Raw genomic sequence first — 18,822 nt, forward strand, 5'->3', positions numbered from 1 at the left:
CGCAAGTGTAGAATAATTCGATGGTTAAGCTACCCTTGCTTTGCATCCAGAAAACAAACGCAAGTAAAGTATGAAAAAGCAAAGTATCGAACCCATGAAGACCACCCGGTCGAGCAGTGCCGAAAAATACCCGCTCGCTACCACCCCAGAAGGTATTGTCCCGGCTCTCTTATCTCTCTTTAATGCAACGGATGTGGAAGTTATGTTGGGTTTCTATGAACCAGATGCCGTACTGGTAAACGCTGCTGATGTGCCGTGAGCCAGGCGTGAGCGGATTAGAGCGGATCTCTATCAGATGATCAAACCTTGACGAAGGTCAAAATCGAATGGCGACTAGATAATGGTTTGTCTTATTACCAGCATTGTTCTGGTATCATGTCTAAGCGAATATTTTGATAGGGTTGGAAGAATTGTCGAACACTGGGACGTTACTACAAGTAAACACTGAGCAATCTCAAATTAAAAATGGTCTGTTTTAGCCTGCACTAATAGGATCAAAGTGATTAAAATATAAATGCTACACTTTGCTATCCTAAATCAGGTAGCTAGTTATGCTCTTGGGTTATCCTTCTAAAAGTTAATATAAGTAAGTTGAATAAACACTGGCTTTTGGATCAGATACTGCTTATACGTTAAAGATTTCTTTTATTAAAAATCATATATTCTTAGGCAACCTTGAATGATCTGAAAAGTAAAATAAGCATTAAGATCGTGGAAGACAATCACGTAATTGCCTGGATTTAGGTCCCGATATCGAATCGGGCAAGAAGAATGACCGCCTCCAGCTTCAAGCCGCCATTACTTCTTAAAAAACACATGGGGCGACTTTGCTCATTACGAAACTGGATCGGCTGACTCGGAATGTCGCCTTTGTCTTTACCCTTCGCCATTCCGGAGTAAACTTCCTCTGCTGTGATATGCTGGAAGCTAATTCGCTAACGATTGGCATCTTGGCTACAAGGTCTCAATACGAGCGAGATCTAATCGCGGATCGAAACCAGGAAAGTCCTCGCTGAGAAAAAGAAACGGGGGTTTACTCTGGGTACTCCCGCTAAGGTAACGGAGCAGGCTAAACGCAAAGGAACGCTGCATAGTCAGCTCAATGCCCAAGCTTTCGCCAAGAAACTTCAGGGCTTTGGCTACAGCTGGGCTGAAATTGCCCGTTATCTCAATGCCCATGGTTTTATTACCCGTAATGGCGGAAGCTTTCAAAGGGTGCAGACGCAACGAGTGGTTGAACTGCTTGAGTAGGTATATGAAAATAAAAGTTCTGTAATCAAGTTCAATTTTAGGAAAGTGACCTATTATTGATTTTAACATAGTAACTTATCGCGTTGCAAGGCATATTTGTCCTATGATTATCAGCGATTGTCCTAAAGGATTAGAACTTTACGCTATAAAAGCGGATCGTTCCAAGATAAATCACAGTCTTGTCTCTAAGTTCCGGCTTATGTAATGGACTCCTACTACTAGTAAGCCTGTTGTGATTCTCAATTTAAAAAAGTTATTCTGATGTTTTGGTAAATAGGATGTTTAACTCGCTACCTCGGTTGTATAAATGTCGTACTAACGTTGATAGGTGTAATGACTCTGTATGCTTGATCTCCCTTTAACTACTCTCGATTCAAGCTCTGAAAATCCTGACTGGCTAAACCAAAGTCAGCGTTACAATCACTCGATTATTCAGGTGCTCCGTTATGACAGCCGTCTATTTGCTCTTTCCTGTACTGGAAGAATGCCCCATGAAACCAGGCTATTTGAGCCCGCTACGGTCCTTTTACACGTGGTTCAGGGAGAAATGCAGCTTGACATACATAAGCAAATCCATGTAATCAGGGCGGGAGAATATGGTTTACTTCGAAAATTTACTCCCGCCCGCACGGTGGCAAGCGTTGGCCCATCCGAAGCTTATCCCGTAGTATATGGTTTCATCTTGCAGGATGAATTCATTCATCGATTTGCCAAGCCCTCTTCTAAAGTGGCCTCCGTTTCTTCCCCTTACGTGGATCTGCCAGCGACTGCTCTACTCGATGGATTTATGCAGTCTATCCAAACGTATGTAGACCAAAACCAATCCTTAAGTAGAACATTAATAGATTTGAAAACCCAGGAAGCTTTATTTGCCTTGATTCAAATGGAGCCCAACTTACAGTTTCTCCTCCATGAATATGCGGTTACTCAACGAACGGATTTAAGTGAGTTCATGCACCGGATGTTTCTGTATAACCTGCCTCTGGCTGAATTGGCCCGGCAGTCAGGCCGAAGTTTATCTACCTTCAATCGAGAGTTTCGCTTCTTGTTCGGACAATCCCCTCACCGCTGGCTCATGAAACAGCGTTTGGATCATGCCTACCATTTACTACAGACGGGACAAGTACGGCCAGCCGAGCTGTACTGGCAGGTCGGTTTTGAAGATTTGCCCCATTTTAGCAGAGCCTTTAAGAAACAATTTCACCAGTCTCCCTCGCAGGTCTTTTGTCCTTCCTGACATTTTTAGAAAAGTACATATGACTCGATCAGGCAAATAGCACTGGCGGGATAGAACTTATTTTTGTGCCGTTAATCTAATGGATTTAAATGTATGAAAGTGGTTCGCATCAACGCGTTCGGAGGGCCCGAACAATTAGTACTGACTGAGGTATTGCCCGCCGTTGCTCATCCAGGTCAGGTGGTTGTTAAAGTAGAAGCAAGTGGGGTTGGGCTGGTGGATAGTTTAGTACGACGCGGAATGTACCCAGGCCTAAGACAAGCGGATTTAGTGCCTGGCGGCGAGGTAGCAGGGCAGGTAATATCTTTGGGTGATGGTGTCGATGAAGCCTGGCTGGGGCAACGAGTGTATGCGTTAATACGAATGGGTGGATACGCTCAGGAAGTAGCCGTAGCTACTACAGATCTGATTCCATTACCCGACTCCATAACGGCCGTACAAGCCGTAGGCCTGGGGATCAATGCCCTGGTAGCCACTCTCGCTCTTCACAGGGCTAATCTTCAACCGGGACAACATCTACTGGTGCGTGGAGCTGGAGGTGGGATTGGCGTAATGGCGGTTCAATTAGCCTTGCAGGCCGGAGCTGTGGTAACCGCTGTTACTTCCTCGGAAGTACGCCGAACGCAATTACAAGCGTACGGTCCGATTAACGTACTGGATCGGTCAGAGGCCGTTGCCAGAACTGAATACTATGATGGGATTATTGATCCAGTGGCGGGGCCAGAGACCACTCTTTTCCTAAATAAACTTCGTCCGAATGGACATTACGTGCTGATAGGCATGGCTGCAGGGTTACCGCCCATGGATTGGGGCATGAGCCTATTGCAAATCTATTCCCAGTCTCCATCCGTATCATTTTTGAGTTTAGATTCCTACCCGACTCACGTGTTAGAGGAGGCCTTAACAGATGCCTTTACGCTGGTGATGCAGAATAAGCTTAAAGCCGTGGTACAGCAAACCTATGCATTAGCTGAAGCGGCAGAAGCTCATCGTCAGCTCGACTTAGGAGAGGTGTTTGGCAAACTGGTACTGACCAATCAATAAGCGGCGTTCCACAAAGATTTCTGACTAGCTTGATCAAAGATTCTTGTTACAAGTCCTAAGCTTAATGAATCTTTAATCAAACTAGTCATGTTCAGTTTAGAATCGTTTCTGCCATTGCTGGTGACACTTCGCTAAAAACCAACTATGGCAAAAGTATCGGAATATCAACTATTTTTCGATCGTATAGTGCAGGTCGTTAACGTCTACGAATCCTTTCTCCGCTTCATTGTTAAACGAATAAATACCAATTCAGTCTCAACGTATTACTGACTTGCGGAAGTGTACACCTGCAACGTAATAGACCCGTAATAAAAAGATGCTTACTTGCGACGGGCCAAATGAACGAGACTATTTATCAGAGGCTAACCTGAATGGTTTTGATCTGCAGTAACTGACCTAGCTTTTTGATTTTTGACGCGATATGGCCCACGCCGACCGCACAATGATGAGCAGGTCCGTAGCTATTCCAGTCTGTGACAAACTGCCTGGCACCCATTGGGAATCGATACCGGCTGTTCGTATTACCAATTTCCAGAATAGGACCCGGCACCGATTCACCTTCTGCTACCAGCAAAAACAGTTCCCCCTGCCCATTTTCAACCACGGACAACAATGTAACGGGGCCATTTTTGACGGACATCTCTACGGATAAACCAGAGCCCACTTTACCGTGGTACACCTGTAAGGGGCGTACTTTAGTCTTGCCTTCAGCGATGCCCACGTGGCCCGGTCCGTCATGACCCATCAGTACCACATCATCGGTATAGTCCATTGCGTAGTATTCGGTGAAGGAGCCCCCGGCTCCGAAGGTGTCCAGAATTTTCATGGCCTGAGCGTTTTTGATCTCGTATTCGCCCGCTACCGGCACCCCTCGCCCGGTCAGCAGCGAAGTACCCAAAATGATCGAACTCATCGTATCCGCGTTGGCGGGGTTACCCGTCCCTTTGTGGTAATAAGCTATCGATCCAAGTCCGTATTTGTCCACCAATTGATCCAGGGCTACCGACGTGCGGGCCGCCCGCTCAAGTTCCGTGATTGGACAGTCGGCCTGTATCGCAAACACCTGATTGAATAAGGCAATACGTTGCTGAATGGCTTCAGCCGTTACCTGATGCTTCAGCTCAGAAAGTTCATCAACTTCCAGAATGATCATTTGACCGCCGAAGGTAATGAGCTGGAGGGTTGGGTCTGAATAAATATCCAGCATCCCACTGTAATAATTACCAATCAAGCCCAGTCGATTGTGTGCCATGACTTTAGCCACATAGGCGGCTTCGATCCATTCAGTAATCTGATTCCAGCAGCTCGGGTCATTATGAAGCATGCCCGTGATCTGCTGAAATGAAATACCGGCCCGCCGGAATACGTTGGCAATTTCGGGAACGGGACAGGCCGAACAATACGCCAGCCATTCGCCCGTCATGCGTGCACGGTCTTTGAGCTGATTAAAAGACGTATAATCGATAGCGGCTTCAGGCGAAAGATTGAGCAAAATAACGGGCACTTTTGTGCGTTGAACCACGGGCAAAACGGTAGCCGATAGGGCATACGTGGTTACGTAAATAAAGAGGATATCAACGTCCTGCTGCCGAAACTGATGACCAGCCTGCGTAGCTTTATCAGGCGTATCGATCAACCCTAAATTAATTACCTCAGTGAAGGGACGCTGTAACTGATCGGCTACTACCTGCACGTAACTCAGTAAACGTGACTGCAGTCCGTCGAACTGAGGCCAGTACGTATCGAGCCCTACACCAAATAGCCCTATTTTTAGCGTATCATAGTTGGTAGTCAAGCGATGATGTGGTGAAGAAGCAACGAATGAATGGGTAGTCATAAGTAGTAAGGTAAGGTGACTTGCTCGTCCCAACAAGGGAACGTTCAGCTAAAAAAGTAAGCCCGGTTGATTTGCAGGTCTACTCACCCCTTCGCCAGGCTATTTCGTTTTCTGGATAGTCGTGCGAAAGCGGATCGACTGATTTTGAATGGACGTATTTATAGGTTTTCTCTGTCCACGCCTTACGGCTGGTCCCTCGGTATAGGCCAGGCCGTAGCAACCCTCCGATGTTGTTGAACTTATCTGTAGCGTATACGGCATGCCAGCCTGTACCCGTACATTCGGATGAACTACTCTGTTCTTGGGGGACCAGCTAAGCATAGTTGCCGACAAACTACTCTGGTACAACGGTGTAGCTGCTGTAGCAGAGTCTTCCGATGCATACAAGGTAAGCTGAAGCGGGGCGTTCGGATTGTCTTTCTTATAAGCCGTAATCGACACGCTTGTCAGTAAGCCCGTTTGCGATGCCCGGAACACCTGGCGTTCCGAATGCGTACCCGTTACGGAGCAACGAATTGAGTACAGGGGCTCGGAAGTAGATGACGGTTTAGAAGTGCGGCCTTTACGGATATTCATTACAGGGGTTTTTGAACAGTCAATCGGTTTAATTGACCCGTCCGTATTAAATTCCAACGGCGTCCAGTAATAATTGGCAAGTGCTTCATTACGGGCACCATTGTTCCATAAATCACTTCCGTACAGGAACAGCGAATCACTCGCCAGCTTAATAGTAGACACGAAGGAGGGTTGTCCACCGCAGGAGTTGTCACTGATCCGACGCCCTTCCGACCAGGGCCCAAGGGGGAATTGGGCAGTACGGTAGGCTGTACCAGTCCCCGAGCAATACCCGCAATTGGGGTCGGAATACGTAATGTAATACAGACCCTTTCGCTTAAAAAGACCCGGTGCTTCCGTCTTTTCTTTCGTTACGGCATTGACGTGCCGGCCCGTTCCCGATAAGTAGTCAGCCGTCAGCTGCTCGATGACGATGGCACCCTTAGCCCGCCAGTCGGTGTAGGCCAGATAAGCCGTGCCGTCTTCATCCACGAACGTGTCGTGGTCGCCGTTATTCAGCCCCGCCACAGGCGATGTGCTGTTAATAGCCAGCGTCGGTTCGGCTACTTCGGTAAAAGGGCCAGTGGGAGCCGAACTGGTGAACACCCGAAAGCCAACCCGGTTGTCGTATACATTAATCCACAACACGTATGTCTTGGTCTGCTGGTTGTAAATCACGTGGGGGCGAAAGCACCCGTACGTACTGCCGTTGCAGCGAGATTGCCATACCGGCGTTTGGGCATCGAATAAATACCCCCGGTCCGTCCAGTTCATCAGGTCAGGTGAGGTATATACCTTGAATCCGCAGAACGGTGCCTGCTTGTTCTGCCACTCAAAGCCGCAGTCGTAGCTCGTACCGTACAGGTAATATACCCCGTCGAAATACGCAATCTCACCATCATGAGCGTCAATAGCATCGCCTATAGCGTCGAAGCGGGTCACTTGTTTACCCGTTTCCGTAAAATTTTGAAGAGAAACGGGGGAGCCGGATTGAGCGGTTACACGTTGGCTAGTAAACTGTGCAAACACAAAGAGAAATAAAATTTGGCAGAGTACTCGTCGGGATGATTTCATGTTCCTTAAGCAAACGTACATTTTATAATTCTACTTCATTAGTACCCAGCATTTTGGGTCAATTTACTGTTGATAAGAATCTCAGAAGCTGGGATGGGTAGATAGTACTCATAATCGCTGTACACGTAATCCTGAGCGGTGAAGGAAATGCCCCCTCTAGAAACAGTCGGATTCGCCCTTTCTTTAGCCCCATAGGTATTCATGAACGCGGCTAGTTCCGCCGGGGTCATGGTTCGCTTCAGATCAAACCAGCGATGATTTTCGAAGGCCAGTTCGACACGTCGCTCCTTCAGGACTGACATTTTAAAGGCGGCTTTGTCAAGACCGGACACTTCCTTCAGGCCCGCCCGTGTCCGCACCTGATTCAGGTACCCGTACGCTTCCGGAGTAGGGCCGAATTGCTCGTTCAGGGCTTCAGCCAGCATCAGCAGTACGTCGGCGTACCGAAGCACCGGCCAGTTGTCGTCGGTTCGTCCGCTAATGGTATGAGGATGCGTGTATTTAATAATGTAGGGAATATTGACGACCGTACCGTTTAGGGTGTAACTCGTTTTTAGCGAGGCATCCTTCCGTAGATCGCCGGGTTCATACGCAGCAATCAGGTCGTTGGTCGGTATATTTCGCCCGCCAGGCGGGGTGCTGGCAAAGCCGGTGATCGCGGCAGCCGACGCTCGGGGGGCAAACACATACGCAAAACTGCTCCACTCACCCAGATCGTTGCCGCCCTGGTATTGAACTTCAAAGATGGATTCGGGTCCGTTCTTTTTAGCTGGGTTGAAATTATCCGCGTAAACAGGGTTCAGTGTGTATCCTGTCACCTGCTTCAGGGTTGATACGGCCTCACTGTATTTTTTCTGCGTCAGGTACACTTTACCCAGCAAAGCCAAAGCAGCACCCTTGGTGGCACTGCCCACCTGAGTCGCCGGATAGGTTGCTGGTAAGCTCGCAACCGCATCTGTGAGGTCTATTTCAATCTGCACCCAGACCTGCGCCTGCGGTGAGCGTACCAGATCAAAGGCTTGGTCAGGATTGCCTAACGTCGAGGTGACAAGGACAAGATCGCCAAAGTACTGAACCAGATGAAAATAAAAGTAGGCACGCAGGAACTTCAACTGCCCTTCGATTGGTGCTTTTGCAGTCGCATCGAGCCCACTGATGCTTAATTTCTCGAGCGTATAGTTGATGTTATACAAGGCAGAGTAGTACTGTCTCCAAAGACTGGAAATGTCTGTATTACCGGCATTTACGGTCGAGAATTCGAAGGCTTCCCAACGCACCGCATCCCCCCGATCCAGCGGATTGAGATCGACGGTTGTATTATCAGAAGGCAATTCCCCAAAGACGTAGGCTGAATTTGTGATGGTCTGTAATTGCCCATACACGCCGTTCACAGCCTGGCGAAATTGCGTTTCGTTTTTATAAAAGACCTCGGTACCAATCCGGGTTGGATCTGTTGTAACCAGAAAATCTTCCTTACACGAGAATTGACTCAGGCTCAGCAACAGGGCTATAAAAAAAAGGTTCTTTTTCATGGCGATTAAAAGTTTAGCTTGATGCCAGTAGCAATTGTTCTGGGGACGGGATAGGCCTCGTCATCAATACTCGGCTCGGTTGTACTGCGGGTACTTACGTCGGGATTACTGCCTGGATATTTTGTGAAGAGGAATAAGTTATTGCCGGTAACGAAAATCCGGGCACTACTCAAAATTGATTTGAACTTGGGTAAATTGTAGCCAATGGTAATGGTTTTGACCCAGACATAGCTGGCATCGTAGACGTATCGGTTGCTGCTCTCGCGTGACCATTTAAAGTAACTGGTGCCTCCCTGTGAATGCACATCCGATGGGTTGGGTCCTGGATTCTCGGGGGAACGCCACCGATCCTTTGCCTTCCTCTGCACGTTAAAGACGCCGTCCATATTCATGGTCGATGACTCAATGTTGCGGTAGATATCAAAATCCTGAGCACCCAGAAACAAGATATTAAAGTCGAATTTCTTATAATCACCCGCCAGAGTCCAGGCCCAGGTATAAGCCGGATTGGGATTGCCGATTTCGACCATGTCTTTGGTATCGTAGGTGATGACGCCGTCACCGTTCGTATCGGCAAACCTCATCGCCCCGGGAATGGCACCATCCTGTTTAGGAGCCGCATCAATTTCGGCCTGGGTATTGAAAATGCCTATTTTCTGGTACCCATAGATCATTCCAACCGGGCGTCCTACTTTCTGAACATTATAGCCACTGTAGAATTCGCCGTAATACAGTGCGTCGTTGGTCCCTTTAATGGCCAGAATCTTGTTTCGGTTGAAACTGATGTTGGCGTTAGTCCGAAAATTGAACGAACCAATGGTCGTGCGATATTCAGCTCCTACTTCAAAGCCATGGTTTTCTACTTTACCAATGTTAGCTAAACTAGTAGTAAAGCCAGAAACCGAAGGGATCGAAACTGGCAACAGCATATCATTAGTAATCTTTTTGTAGTACTCGACGTTGAAAATCATCTTGCTGTTGAACAGGGCCAGATCCATGCCTATATCGACCTGGTTCGATTTTTCCCATTTCAAATTCTGATTGGCAAACGAGCTGACATTTTTGCCAGCAGCAAAGGCATTGCCCAGGATATAGTTGTTAGCCCCTAAGAAGGCCAGACTTGGGTAATTGCCAATGGCATTATTGCCCGTTACCCCCCAGCTGGCCCGAAGTTTAAGGTCAGAAAGCCATGCCTTTTTCGGCATAAAGCCTTCTTCGGTCAGCCGCCAGCCGATGGAAGCTGCCGGGAAGTTCCCGTACTTGCTGTTGGCTCCGAAACGCGAGCTGCCTTCTCTGCGGAACGTCGCCGAAATCAGGTATTTATCTTTGTAGGAATAATTAACCCGGCCCAGAAAGGCCAGTAGCGACCATCCGAATTCATAGGAGTTAGCCGACCGAATCGAGGCCGATCCCAAAAACGGCACTAAATCATCGGGAAACGTATTGCCAGTGCCCGTAAAGCCACGTACTCGTTCCTGCTGTGCGGTGTAACCCACCAGTGCGTCAAGGGTATGGTTTATCGGCAACTGTGGTTTAAACGTAAGTAACTGATCGAGTGAATAATTGGTCAGCTCTTCCGTCTGGTCAGTTTCTGTGGCATTTTGGGGTGGTGCCCCCGATGAACCCGAGGCCAGATTCAAACCGATAGTAGAGGGGACGTATTCCTTGAAAGTATTATTGTTTAGCTTGATATTGGCGGACGTTTTGAACTTAAAATACTTTAAAAATGAAAGTTCAATGAACCCATTGGTCAATAGATCAGCAATGTTCCGTCGTCGCTGCACGTTCTCGAGAACGTAGAGTGGGTTAGGAAACCCAAAAACGCCATCTACTCCATTGATGTACGGAACCAGCGAGCCATCGGCATTATAAGGCGTTGCGCGGGGGTCCATCACTAAAGCACTACCAACAATGCCCAACCGCCCAACGGTGTTAGCCAGGGTCTGGCGAGTATAGGAGCCGTTAATGTTTAAACCAAAGTTGAGCCATTTATTGACCTGCCCGCTCAGGTTGGTCCGTAAAGAAAACCGATCATAATTGGTATTCTTGACAACCCCATCTTCTTTGTAATAGCCCCCTGATACTAGGGTTTTGATGGGGCCAGCTCCCGAAGAAATGGCCAGGTTCACATCAGAATACGGTGCGTTATCGTGCATGATCAAATCAAACCAGTTGGTCGAATATTTGGTCTGTTCGGGAAACCGATAGCCGATGGGCACTTCGCTCTGCGAGGGTTCACGCTTCTGAATGATGCGAATCTGATCCATGAAAACATCTTTTTTGAACTGGGCGAACTCAACTCCGTTCATCATCGCCGTTCGTCTTGACCTGGGGACGGTCTGAATGCCGTGGTCGAGGGCCAAATTGACGTTTACTTTTCCGTCTTTGGCCTGTTTGGTGGTAATGAGCACCACGCCGTTAGACCCTCGGGCCCCATAAATAGCCGTAGAAGCGGCATCTTTTAATACCGAGACGCTTTCAATATCGTTGGGATTTAAATTCTGTCCCACTGACGTGCCTACGACAAATCCGTCAACTACGTAGACTGGATCACTGCCGGCCCCTAGTGAGCCAATTCCTCTGACCCGCACCTGGAACTCCCCACCGGGCGTACCACTGGTCTGCTTAACAGCAACGCCCGGTGCCCTGCCCTGCAGAATTTGGTTCGGGTTGTTGGCAGGCTGCTCCCCCAGGTCACGCATATTAATGACTGATACGGCCGAGGTTATATCCTGTTTTCGCTGCGAGCCGTAGCCTACCACCACCACTTCATTCAGGATCTGATTCTCTGGTAATAGAGCAACGGTGAGTGAAGTCTGGTTGCCCACTACAATTTCCTGGCTGATGTAGCCGATGAAACTCAATACGAGCACCGCCGATGAGTTAGGTACGGTGATGCGAAATTGCCCGGTAGCATCAGTAGTGGTACCTTGGGTTGAACCCTTCAAGACCACGCTTACGCCAGTCAATTCGGCTCCTTTTTCATCGGTTATTTTTCCACTGACGACTATATCAGTAGCTGATACACCGGGTTGAGGCAGAGCAAGATCAACCCTTCGGGTTAAAGTTGGGCTACTTGCCAGGTAGGATGTTGTGACGAATCCTGTTGAACTTGATTGACCAAACGAATGGGTCATCATCAGGAATACATTCGTGGTAACGATCAGATAAACTTTACGCATGTTTGGTTAGAGATAAGTAGATGAATCCTTATTACCTATGCTCGATCTCTCGTCAGAGACTGATTCATTGAATAAAAATGGGTATCATAAAAGATAAATATGGACTGGTATTTATTAATAAATTCGGTGAGTCAATAGGCAGTAAAGTTCTATTAATTGAGTTTTTGTAATTTTTAATTGTATATTTTCGTACAAAAATAATACTCTGCCAAGGGGCGTTTCAATAGTAATTTTGATTGATTGTTTAACATTTTTGATATGGCTAGCTACCGGAAATACTTTGATGATGAGCAATTAGAAAGTCTATCGACGCAAACCCCCAGTTGGGGCGTCGATATTCTGACGGTGGGGCATAATGTGCATCAGGCTCAAAAGAATTATCCTGACCCCAATCACCCCAACCAATACTACTTCGACTGGGCGGAGGGCAGAACCCTAAATGAATTTCAACTGGTATACATTGCCAATGGGCAGGGGGTATTTGAGTCTCAACTCATTCCGCCTACATTGGTTGAGGGAGGGATGGCGCTTCTCTTGTATCCCGGCCTATGGCACCGATTCAGGCCCTCGCCAGATACGGGTTGGGAAGAGTTTTGGGTCGGTTACCGGGGGCACTACGCCGAATACCTGATGCGTCAAGAATGCTTCGACCCGCAGCAGCCTCTGATGCACATTAACTTTCGAGCGGAGATGATCAACGTATTCACCAGGCTCATTGATACGCTTAAATACGAAGGAATTGCTTACCAACAGATTGCTACCTGTCAGGTCATTCAACTGTTAGGGTTGGTTTACTCTTCCGCTCTTTTAAAGGATGTAAGTCGCAACCGGAAGGAGCAACTTGTGCATCAGGTGCGGTATCACATCCAGGGTGCTTGGAATCGACCCATTAATTTTGAGTCAATAGCGAAGGAGATGAGTGTCAGCTACGTATGGCTTAGAAAAGTCTTCAAGGAAGTGATGGACGTAGCACCCGGACAATATCAGCTGAATTTGAAGATGGAGAAAGCAAGCCAATTGCTTTTGGAGACGGATTTATCTATTTCGGAAGTGGCGTATCAATGTGGGTTTGAGTCACTCTTTCATTTTTCAAGACTATTTCGTAAAAAAACAAATCTGTCCCCTACTCAATATCGACTTAAAAACTTCTCTCAGCCGTAGTGCAAGGTGTACAGGCCCCAGCACAGTAGTAGTATAATACCTATGACCGCATAGCTCGTTAGGCAGACAGTCAACAATCAGGATTGCTTTTGGGCGAGCGAACTCCGGAATGAACTGGTTCTGAATAAAGGGAAGTATCCACGCTTATAAAAGCAAAGCGTCTGATTAATACTTGGGTGTAGAGGCTACTAAACGTCGGACATTGTACTTTCTAAAGGGTGAGGTTATGTGAGTTAACGAAGATGCGAGCACTTTCTAAATATGATCAGTTTCTTAGAAAAGTCAATAAATGAGTTGGAGTCGAGAGAACAACTTCACTCAACTGAATTTGAATCCTCTTTAATGGCAACCTGCTATAAATTGAGGGACAAGAAACTACAAAATTACTCGATTGAAGAGTTAAGGGTTATGATTGGCCAGAACATTAGTCTAACTTGGTTAATTCCCTTAGCTCTAGACTAGTTGAAAGTCGATATTCTTGCAGAAGGCGACTTTTACGAGGGGGATCTACTGGTAAGTGTATTAAAAACTAGTCCATCCTATTGGTAAAAGACGCTAATTATTTCTCCTATCTTATTCTTATTTGTTTGGCTTCTTGCGTAGGAACAAACGACAGTTTGCACGATGCTTCGGTCTGCCTTTTAATCCCAAAGAGCAGGCTGAAGAACCGTGCAAGCTAAAATGGCGACATAAGAATGGAGTCACTGGGTTCAACTGTATCCGTTAGTAGTCCCTTGTCTAGGGTCGTAGAGCTTCACTAATGGGGTGACCCGTCGTACCACTGGGCGGTAGCATCCGAAGCAGTACCGATAAAGTAGGGGCAATGTCAGACGGACTAGTGCTACGCCAGGTTTCGCCCCGGCGAATACCTCTTCCGTAGAAAATGCAGGGCACTTGTCGGTCATACGTATACGCCGAGCCGTGGGTAGTACCAATTGGTAGTCCAACAAACCAGCCAGGCTGATAAATTAGTTGCAAATCGCCGCTTCGCTGGGGGTGGTAGCTGTTTTTGTACAGGCTCAATTGACTATCCGGAAGGTTAGCCTGAGCCACAGTTCGCAGGTTAATGAGATCAGCTACACCGGATATCTTCGTCAAGCTCTCTTGGAGTACCTGCTGAACGGCTGAAACCGACACGTTTTTCTCTCGCAGCAAGGCATGATTGAAATAGAGCTGATCATTCATCTGGGCCATCTGAATATAGTTTCCTGGGCCAAAGGCATCAAGCAGAGACTGGTTAAGAGTCTGGCTTACTTGACGGGGATCAATCAACCCCGCCGGCAGGTGGTGAGCCTGCCAGTAAGCGGGTACATCCATCACGCCATGATCACCGGTTAAAAACACCGTATAATTATCCGGCCCTACCCAGCTGTCAAGGGACTTTAGTAAGTGGGCTAATTCTTGATCTAGTCTAAGGAAAATATCTTCCTGTTCGACCGAGGTGGGCCCAAAGGAATGACCGACCAAGTCGGGCGTGGAAAAACTGATGGCCAAAAAATCTGTGGTGGTTCCTTTTCCTAAATTCTCTCCTTTCAAAGCAGCTAAAGCCATTTCCTTGGTCAGGGTATTACCCCAGGGGGTGTAGGTTAAGAGTTCAAACACTGCACCGGCGGGACCCGCCATCTCGTAAGGAAAACTAGAGGTAGACTTGCCCGGCAGTTTATATTCATAAGGTTGGTCATCAGCCGTACTCTCTGTGTACTCGGCCACGGGTCGTAGCGTCTTCCAGCCCCGCTGGCTATACGCCGCCGGCAGCTTGCGGGCATTGAAGGCTTCTACCCATGCCGGCAGTTGAGACTGATAAAAAGAGCTGGTCACCCAGGTGCCGGTTCGGCTGTCAAACCAGTAGGCTCCCCGGGCTGCATGGCCCGCCGAGAGAATAGCACTGCGATCCTTCAGGGCAATACCGATTGCTTTGGAGCGAAAATTGGTGGCCAGAGCTAACTGGTCGGCAAGGGTGGTTACTAGCAAGTTACGAGGGGAAAAACGGACGGGTATGGCGTTGGGATGACCTACCAGTCGAGCACTAGAATCTTCTACGCAATACATGCCTTTGGCTTGGCTGGAATCATACCAATCATTGCCCACAATCCCATGAATGGCGGGCACGGAGCCTGAATGAATCGAAGCATGGCCCGCTGCGGTGGCCGTCATTGCATACTCAAACTGAGTATTGTAACAGGTAAAGCCTCCTTTCATGAGTCGTTTGAAACCGCTGGCTCCGTATTTTTTCTCGTAGCGGTAGAGGAAGTCGGCTCGCATCTGATCGACAACAATACCTACTACCAGTTTAGGGGCTAGAGGGGGAGAGGGGTTACGGGCAGGTTGAGCCCAAGCGTTAGCTACGAAACAAAAGCTAAGCAAAAAGATAGGCCGAAAAAGCATACGTGTTTTGAGTTAATATGTAAATAAAAGTTATATATAGTTTTTAGATATATTAAGGGTATGCTGAATCAGTTATCACCAATGCTATTAAGTGAAAAGGAATGACCAGAAACTTCGCCTTATTGAAGGATTATCCGTTAGTGAATAGCCGTTTACGACTAGCAGATTGATGCCCGTACTCTTTTCGACGAACTGGATTTTGGAATAAGCGTGGGTTATGAATGGCTTGAGTAGGGCTAAGACCTTGAAAAGATAGTAGTAGGAGTAAGGGGCATAGCAAGCTAGCACCTAGGCCAATGGGCATCGTGAATCCCCGGCTCGCCAGTAACCAGCCCGTCAAAAAGGTACTTAAAAATACGCCGATCAACAGCGCATTACGGACGGGTTGAATGAGGCCGAAGGCCGTCTTTTCTCGTTTTGTAAACCGGGCCGGATGCTGCCAAAAGCTGGTTCGAATTACAGCCCCTTGACGAACTAAGGTTTGCTGGAGATGGCGAACGGATAGCGACGTAGCTTCTAGTCGAATGAAGTCCAGGGCTTTCTCAAAGGAAAGCCCATGGCTCATATGTTCTTCCATCTGGCAGGCCAAATGATCCACTAATTCGTCGATTAACTGCTCCTGAGTACCTACCTGATGCAGATGCTGACGCAAACAATACGTTTGTTGTGGGGTTAACGAGCTCATAACGCGGAAGGGTCAGGCGTAGGTGGAGTAGCTAGTGAAAGCGGTAGCTGCATCAAACGATTCATCAAGTGGGTAAAGTGGGTAAAGTCCAGTAATTTTTGACGAGCAGTCTGACGACCAGTAGTCGTTAAAGCGTAATATTTACGCAGCCGACCTTCTACTTCTTCGGATTCGTTTTGCACCAATCCTTCTTGTTCGAGTTTGTACAAGAGGGGGTAGAGTGAGCCAAAGGTGAGTACGATTTCACCACTGGTACGTTCCTTAACCGCCTGCGTAATTTCATAGCCGTACATTCGCTCTTTTTCAGCGAGTAAGCCTAATACAATCGTTTTGAGCGTTCCCCGAAGGTATTCTGTATTAGAGGATTCCATCGCTTGTTGAGTTCAATAAAGAAATTACCCAAATATATATAGTTTTTCGATATATGTATAAAAAAGGAAATAACTCCATGAATGTTTTGTATGCTTGTATGTAATTCTTGATCCATCCAATGAAAACTTGGCAGTCGGTTTTGGATGAGTAGTTGACAAGACTTTATCTACGCATCACTTGTGTAAATTATAGGATACGATAAGTTTATGGCGTTTTGCAAATAAACCTTTAGGAGTGGTTACACTTCAAAATGCACCTTCCAATGAAGGGTATACTTTTGATTATGACTCTAGCTAGCTTTGAATCAAATAATTGAGCATATAGCCGTTTGAACACTATAGAAAAGCGATATAAAATATTCCTTCCCATGGCTCCCTGCATATAACTGTTAGTCATACAGGTTCTTTTCTTAAGTTTTGAACCCTCTATCTAAGTAGTAAAATAGATTACTCTGTACGGAAGAAATTCAGCCGCCCCATAGGCAAAGTGCTCTTGACGGGAAGAGTAGCATCTTCAAAGCTTGAGCCAGATGAATATAATAAGCGGCCTCCTCCATAAGTAATATCGACCTCCCAAAGAATAGATACGGGCACCTGAACCCGCAGAATTGCTTTACATCAACCATGTTGATTTTTATCACTTACTGGATACGATTCCGCAGTGGGAGAAATCTAAGCCCTATGCTCTAAGATTATAGTTGCTATAGTCTATATATTAAATAGATTATTACTTTTGCTATTCTAACAATCGAACTATTGGCAGCAATAAATACATACGAGCAAAATCTGCTGACCGCTTTAGCCAAAAGCGATGAGGGGGCTTTTACTGAGATTTACGACACGTATTGGAATTTATTACTCGAAACAGCCTTTCAGAAATTAGGCGATAAGAATCAAGCGATGGATGTCGTGCAGGATATCTTTGTGAAATTATGGGATAATCGCGAAAAACTGGACATTCAAAATCTCAGGGCTTACCTCCAAATGGCCGTTCGTTATCAGGTATACAACTTAATTGCCCTTCAAAAAGTAAACGATACCTATTTTCAATATTTATCGCTGCTTGATTATTCCTCCAGTACGACCGACCATTTTCTATTATATACGGAATTAGAGCACAAATTCAAAGTATTACTAGAACAAATGCCGAAGAAAAGGAAAGAGGTGTTTGACTTACGTCATGTCGAAGGTTTCTCAACCAAGGAAATTGCTGCACAGCTGAATATTACTCAAAAAACTGTTCAAAATCAGCTCATTAAGGCTCTGGATTCTATACGAGAGATCCTGTCTGTTTTACTTATATTACTCGTTAATGGTATCTTCTAACTCTTACCAGGAATAAACAGTCTTAGTTTTTTTTAGCAATAGAGTGGGAGATTTCATGGATTCATTTACTAGTTAGTATATAGACTAAAAGGTTAATGAATCGACAATCCTTTACTGCTCTGATTAAAAGGTATCTGGCGGGTCAATCTACTCCAGAAGAAAACCAATTTCTGGAAAAGTATGATGAGCTATTTAATGATCCTTCCCTCTCCCGACTTCCTTCTCCCATAAACGAAGAACTCGGTAAAGAACTATTCAGTCGCATTCATACTAGGATTCAGGGAGATCATCCGAATAAAATGATCCGGTTGCATCGACGAAGGAATTTTCTTCGGGTTGCCAGTGTGGTTATGGTGATAAGTGCTGGTTGGGTAGCCTATCTCAGCCGTGCTACGCTTTTAGATTCCATAAGCCCGATTGAGTATACGCAACTACGCGTTAAGCCTGGGCAAATCGCTTCCCTTACCCTTGCAGATGGAACCCAGGTTACGCTCAATGCGGGAAGTACGCTGCGTTACCCTAATCGATTCACAGGAACTATTCGCCAGGTTCAACTCGAAGGTGAAGGTCTTTTCAAAGTAGTCAAAAAGCCTGATCAACCCTTTCAGGTACAGACTTCCAAACTGAATGTAAAGGTACTAGGGACTGAGTTCAACGTTCGCTCTTACCCGCAGGAAGCTGAGCAGCAAATATCGGTAACCCGTGGAAAAGTACAGGTAAATGACCTCCAAAAATCGATAAATCAGGGCGTTTTGCTAAGGGCCCGACAAAAAGTAACCTACAGCCTATCTACGGGAGCCCTACAAAAAGGAGCCGTAGAAGGAAGCGACGAAACCGACTGGGTAAATGGGGTTTTGAATTTTAAAAACAGGCCCTTCCGGGAAGTAGCTGCCGCTTTGGAACGTCGCTTCGCCATTGAAATTAAGCTAGATCACAGGCTGGAAAACTGTACCATTTACGTAAAAATTGGTAATGAGCCGGCGGACAGTACGCTGAAAGCCCTTACCAACCTATTAGGGGCAGAACTTCACAAATCCGGTAATCTCTATGCCATTACGGGACCGGGATGTCATTCAGATTAATCTACAACTACCCATGCGAGCACCCCCTGAAAACTTCCCCGCTGAGCGAGCAGGGAAGTAAAAACTAAACGGACGATACCATGAACGGACAGGGCACAGC

General features: G+C 46.7%; 15 protein-coding genes and 1 pseudogene. 8 read left to right on the forward strand and 8 right to left on the reverse strand.

Annotation, left to right across the window (positions count from 1 at the left end; genetic code table 11):
* The first annotated feature begins 70 nt into the window (after nucleotides 1-70).
* Together C5O19_RS24605 and C5O19_RS26325 are read left to right on the forward strand one after the other, a co-directional pair.
* Nucleotides 71-259, forward strand: coding sequence for a hypothetical protein (locus tag C5O19_RS24605; RefSeq protein ID WP_104716024.1), 189 nt, complete (start codon nucleotides 71-73; stop codon nucleotides 257-259).
* A gap of 568 nt (nucleotides 260-827) precedes the next feature.
* Entirely contained in the window at nucleotides 828-1,016 is a 189-nt protein-coding gene (locus C5O19_RS26325; RefSeq protein ID WP_243406506.1) for a recombinase family protein, read from the forward strand.
* Here the strand turns inward: C5O19_RS26325 and C5O19_RS26330 are convergent.
* Nucleotides 955-1,320, reverse strand: coding sequence for a hypothetical protein (locus C5O19_RS26330; protein WP_243406508.1), 366 nt, complete (start codon nucleotides 1,318-1,320; stop codon nucleotides 955-957). The two genes, C5O19_RS26325 and C5O19_RS26330, sit on opposite strands and share 62 nt — an antisense overlap.
* Nucleotides 1,321-1,594: 274 nt before the next feature.
* On the opposite strand from C5O19_RS26330, the gene C5O19_RS24615 reads away from it, so the two are divergent.
* Both C5O19_RS24615 and C5O19_RS24620 read left to right on the forward strand, forming a co-directional pair.
* On the forward strand, nucleotides 1,595-2,488 hold the full coding sequence (locus C5O19_RS24615) for a helix-turn-helix domain-containing protein (protein ID WP_104716025.1): 894 nt from the start codon (nucleotides 1,595-1,597) through the stop codon (nucleotides 2,486-2,488).
* A 93-nt stretch (nucleotides 2,489-2,581) separates the two neighbouring features.
* Nucleotides 2,582-3,532, forward strand: coding sequence for a quinone oxidoreductase family protein (locus C5O19_RS24620; protein WP_104716026.1), 951 nt, complete (start codon nucleotides 2,582-2,584; stop codon nucleotides 3,530-3,532).
* A gap of 355 nt (nucleotides 3,533-3,887) precedes the next feature.
* On the opposite strand, the gene C5O19_RS24625 is transcribed toward C5O19_RS24620, so the two are convergent.
* The 4 genes from C5O19_RS24625 to C5O19_RS24640 all read right to left on the reverse strand — a co-directional run bounded on the left by C5O19_RS24625 (nucleotide 3,888) and on the right by C5O19_RS24640 (nucleotide 11,712).
* Nucleotides 3,888-5,369, reverse strand: a complete 1,482-nt coding sequence (locus C5O19_RS24625; RefSeq protein WP_104716027.1) for an arabinose isomerase — start codon at nucleotides 5,367-5,369, stop codon at nucleotides 3,888-3,890.
* A gap of 99 nt (nucleotides 5,370-5,468) precedes the next feature.
* Complete coding sequence (locus C5O19_RS24630) at nucleotides 5,469-6,998, reverse strand: family 43 glycosylhydrolase (protein WP_207766545.1); 1,530 nt, start codon at nucleotides 6,996-6,998, stop codon at nucleotides 5,469-5,471.
* Nucleotides 6,999-7,036: 38 nt separating this feature from the next.
* Complete coding sequence (locus tag C5O19_RS24635) at nucleotides 7,037-8,530, reverse strand: RagB/SusD family nutrient uptake outer membrane protein (protein ID WP_104716029.1); 1,494 nt, start codon at nucleotides 8,528-8,530, stop codon at nucleotides 7,037-7,039.
* Between the two features lie 5 nt (nucleotides 8,531-8,535).
* The gene (locus C5O19_RS24640; RefSeq protein WP_104716030.1) at nucleotides 8,536-11,712 is read right to left on the reverse strand and encodes a SusC/RagA family TonB-linked outer membrane protein; all 3,177 of its coding nucleotides are present in this window, start codon (nucleotides 11,710-11,712) and stop codon (nucleotides 8,536-8,538) included.
* 258 nt (nucleotides 11,713-11,970) lie between these two features.
* Between C5O19_RS24640 and C5O19_RS24645 the strand changes: the two genes are divergently transcribed.
* Nucleotides 11,971-12,873 carry a helix-turn-helix transcriptional regulator gene (locus C5O19_RS24645; protein ID WP_104716031.1) on the forward strand — a complete coding sequence of 301 codons (903 nt, stop codon included), beginning with the start codon at nucleotides 11,971-11,973 and terminating at the stop codon, nucleotides 12,871-12,873.
* A gap of 261 nt (nucleotides 12,874-13,134) precedes the next feature.
* Nucleotides 13,135-13,422: pseudogene (locus tag C5O19_RS26575) on the forward strand (contact-dependent growth inhibition system immunity protein).
* A 189-nt stretch (nucleotides 13,423-13,611) separates the two neighbouring features.
* On the opposite strand, the gene pafA reads toward C5O19_RS26575, so the two are convergent.
* The 3 genes from pafA to C5O19_RS24665 form a co-directional block, all read right to left on the reverse strand.
* Entirely contained in the window at nucleotides 13,612-15,258 is a 1,647-nt protein-coding gene (pafA, locus tag C5O19_RS24655) for an alkaline phosphatase PafA (RefSeq protein WP_104716033.1), read from the reverse strand.
* 130 nt (nucleotides 15,259-15,388) lie between these two features.
* Nucleotides 15,389-15,943 (reverse strand): hypothetical protein, encoded by a 555-nt coding sequence (locus C5O19_RS24660; RefSeq protein WP_133163451.1) that lies wholly within the window; start codon nucleotides 15,941-15,943, stop codon nucleotides 15,389-15,391.
* Complete coding sequence (locus C5O19_RS24665) at nucleotides 15,940-16,314, reverse strand: PadR family transcriptional regulator (RefSeq protein ID WP_104716035.1); 375 nt, start codon at nucleotides 16,312-16,314, stop codon at nucleotides 15,940-15,942. Before C5O19_RS24665 ends, C5O19_RS24660 begins: the two co-directional genes overlap by 4 nt.
* A 756-nt stretch (nucleotides 16,315-17,070) precedes the next feature.
* On the opposite strand from C5O19_RS24665, the gene C5O19_RS24675 reads away from it, so the two are divergent.
* Together C5O19_RS24675 and C5O19_RS24680 are read left to right on the forward strand one after the other, a co-directional pair.
* Complete coding sequence (locus C5O19_RS24675; protein ID WP_165796118.1) at nucleotides 17,071-17,640, forward strand: RNA polymerase sigma factor; 570 nt, start codon at nucleotides 17,071-17,073, stop codon at nucleotides 17,638-17,640.
* Between the two features lie 95 nt (nucleotides 17,641-17,735).
* A complete protein-coding gene (locus tag C5O19_RS24680; protein WP_104716037.1) occupies nucleotides 17,736-18,722 on the forward strand; it encodes a FecR family protein in 987 nt (328 codons plus the stop codon).
* Nucleotides 18,723-18,822 lie beyond the last annotated feature (100 nt).

Origin of the sequence: Siphonobacter curvatus, from assembly GCF_002943425.1 — a bacterium.
GTDB classification, from domain to species: Bacteria; Bacteroidota; Bacteroidia; order Cytophagales; family Spirosomataceae; genus Siphonobacter; species Siphonobacter curvatus.

Bases quoted from the DNA above. Each gene is read 5' to 3' on its own strand.
- C5O19_RS24605 (WP_104716024.1), top strand. From the start codon at position 71: ATGAAAAAGCAAAGTATCGAACCCATGAAGACCACCCGGTCGAGCAGT.
- C5O19_RS26330 (WP_243406508.1), bottom strand. From the start codon at position 1,320: ATGTTAAAATCAATAATAGGTCACTTTCCTAAAATTGAACTTGATTAC.
- C5O19_RS24615 (WP_104716025.1), top strand. From the start codon at position 1,595: ATGCTTGATCTCCCTTTAACTACTCTCGATTCAAGCTCTGAAAATCCT.
- C5O19_RS24620 (WP_104716026.1), top strand. From the start codon at position 2,582: ATGAAAGTGGTTCGCATCAACGCGTTCGGAGGGCCCGAACAATTAGTA.
- C5O19_RS24625 (WP_104716027.1), bottom strand. From the start codon at position 5,369: ATGACTACCCATTCATTCGTTGCTTCTTCACCACATCATCGCTTGACT.
- C5O19_RS24630 (WP_207766545.1), bottom strand. From the start codon at position 6,998: ATGAAATCATCCCGACGAGTACTCTGCCAAATTTTATTTCTCTTTGTG.
- C5O19_RS24635 (WP_104716029.1), bottom strand. From the start codon at position 8,530: ATGAAAAAGAACCTTTTTTTTATAGCCCTGTTGCTGAGCCTGAGTCAA.
- C5O19_RS24640 (WP_104716030.1), bottom strand. From the start codon at position 11,712: ATGCGTAAAGTTTATCTGATCGTTACCACGAATGTATTCCTGATGATG.
- C5O19_RS24645 (WP_104716031.1), top strand. From the start codon at position 11,971: ATGGCTAGCTACCGGAAATACTTTGATGATGAGCAATTAGAAAGTCTA.
- pafA (WP_104716033.1), bottom strand. From the start codon at position 15,258: ATGCTTTTTCGGCCTATCTTTTTGCTTAGCTTTTGTTTCGTAGCTAAC.
- C5O19_RS24660 (WP_133163451.1), bottom strand. From the start codon at position 15,943: ATGAGCTCGTTAACCCCACAACAAACGTATTGTTTGCGTCAGCATCTG.
- C5O19_RS24665 (WP_104716035.1), bottom strand. From the start codon at position 16,314: ATGGAATCCTCTAATACAGAATACCTTCGGGGAACGCTCAAAACGATT.
- C5O19_RS24680 (WP_104716037.1), top strand. From the start codon at position 17,736: ATGAATCGACAATCCTTTACTGCTCTGATTAAAAGGTATCTGGCGGGT.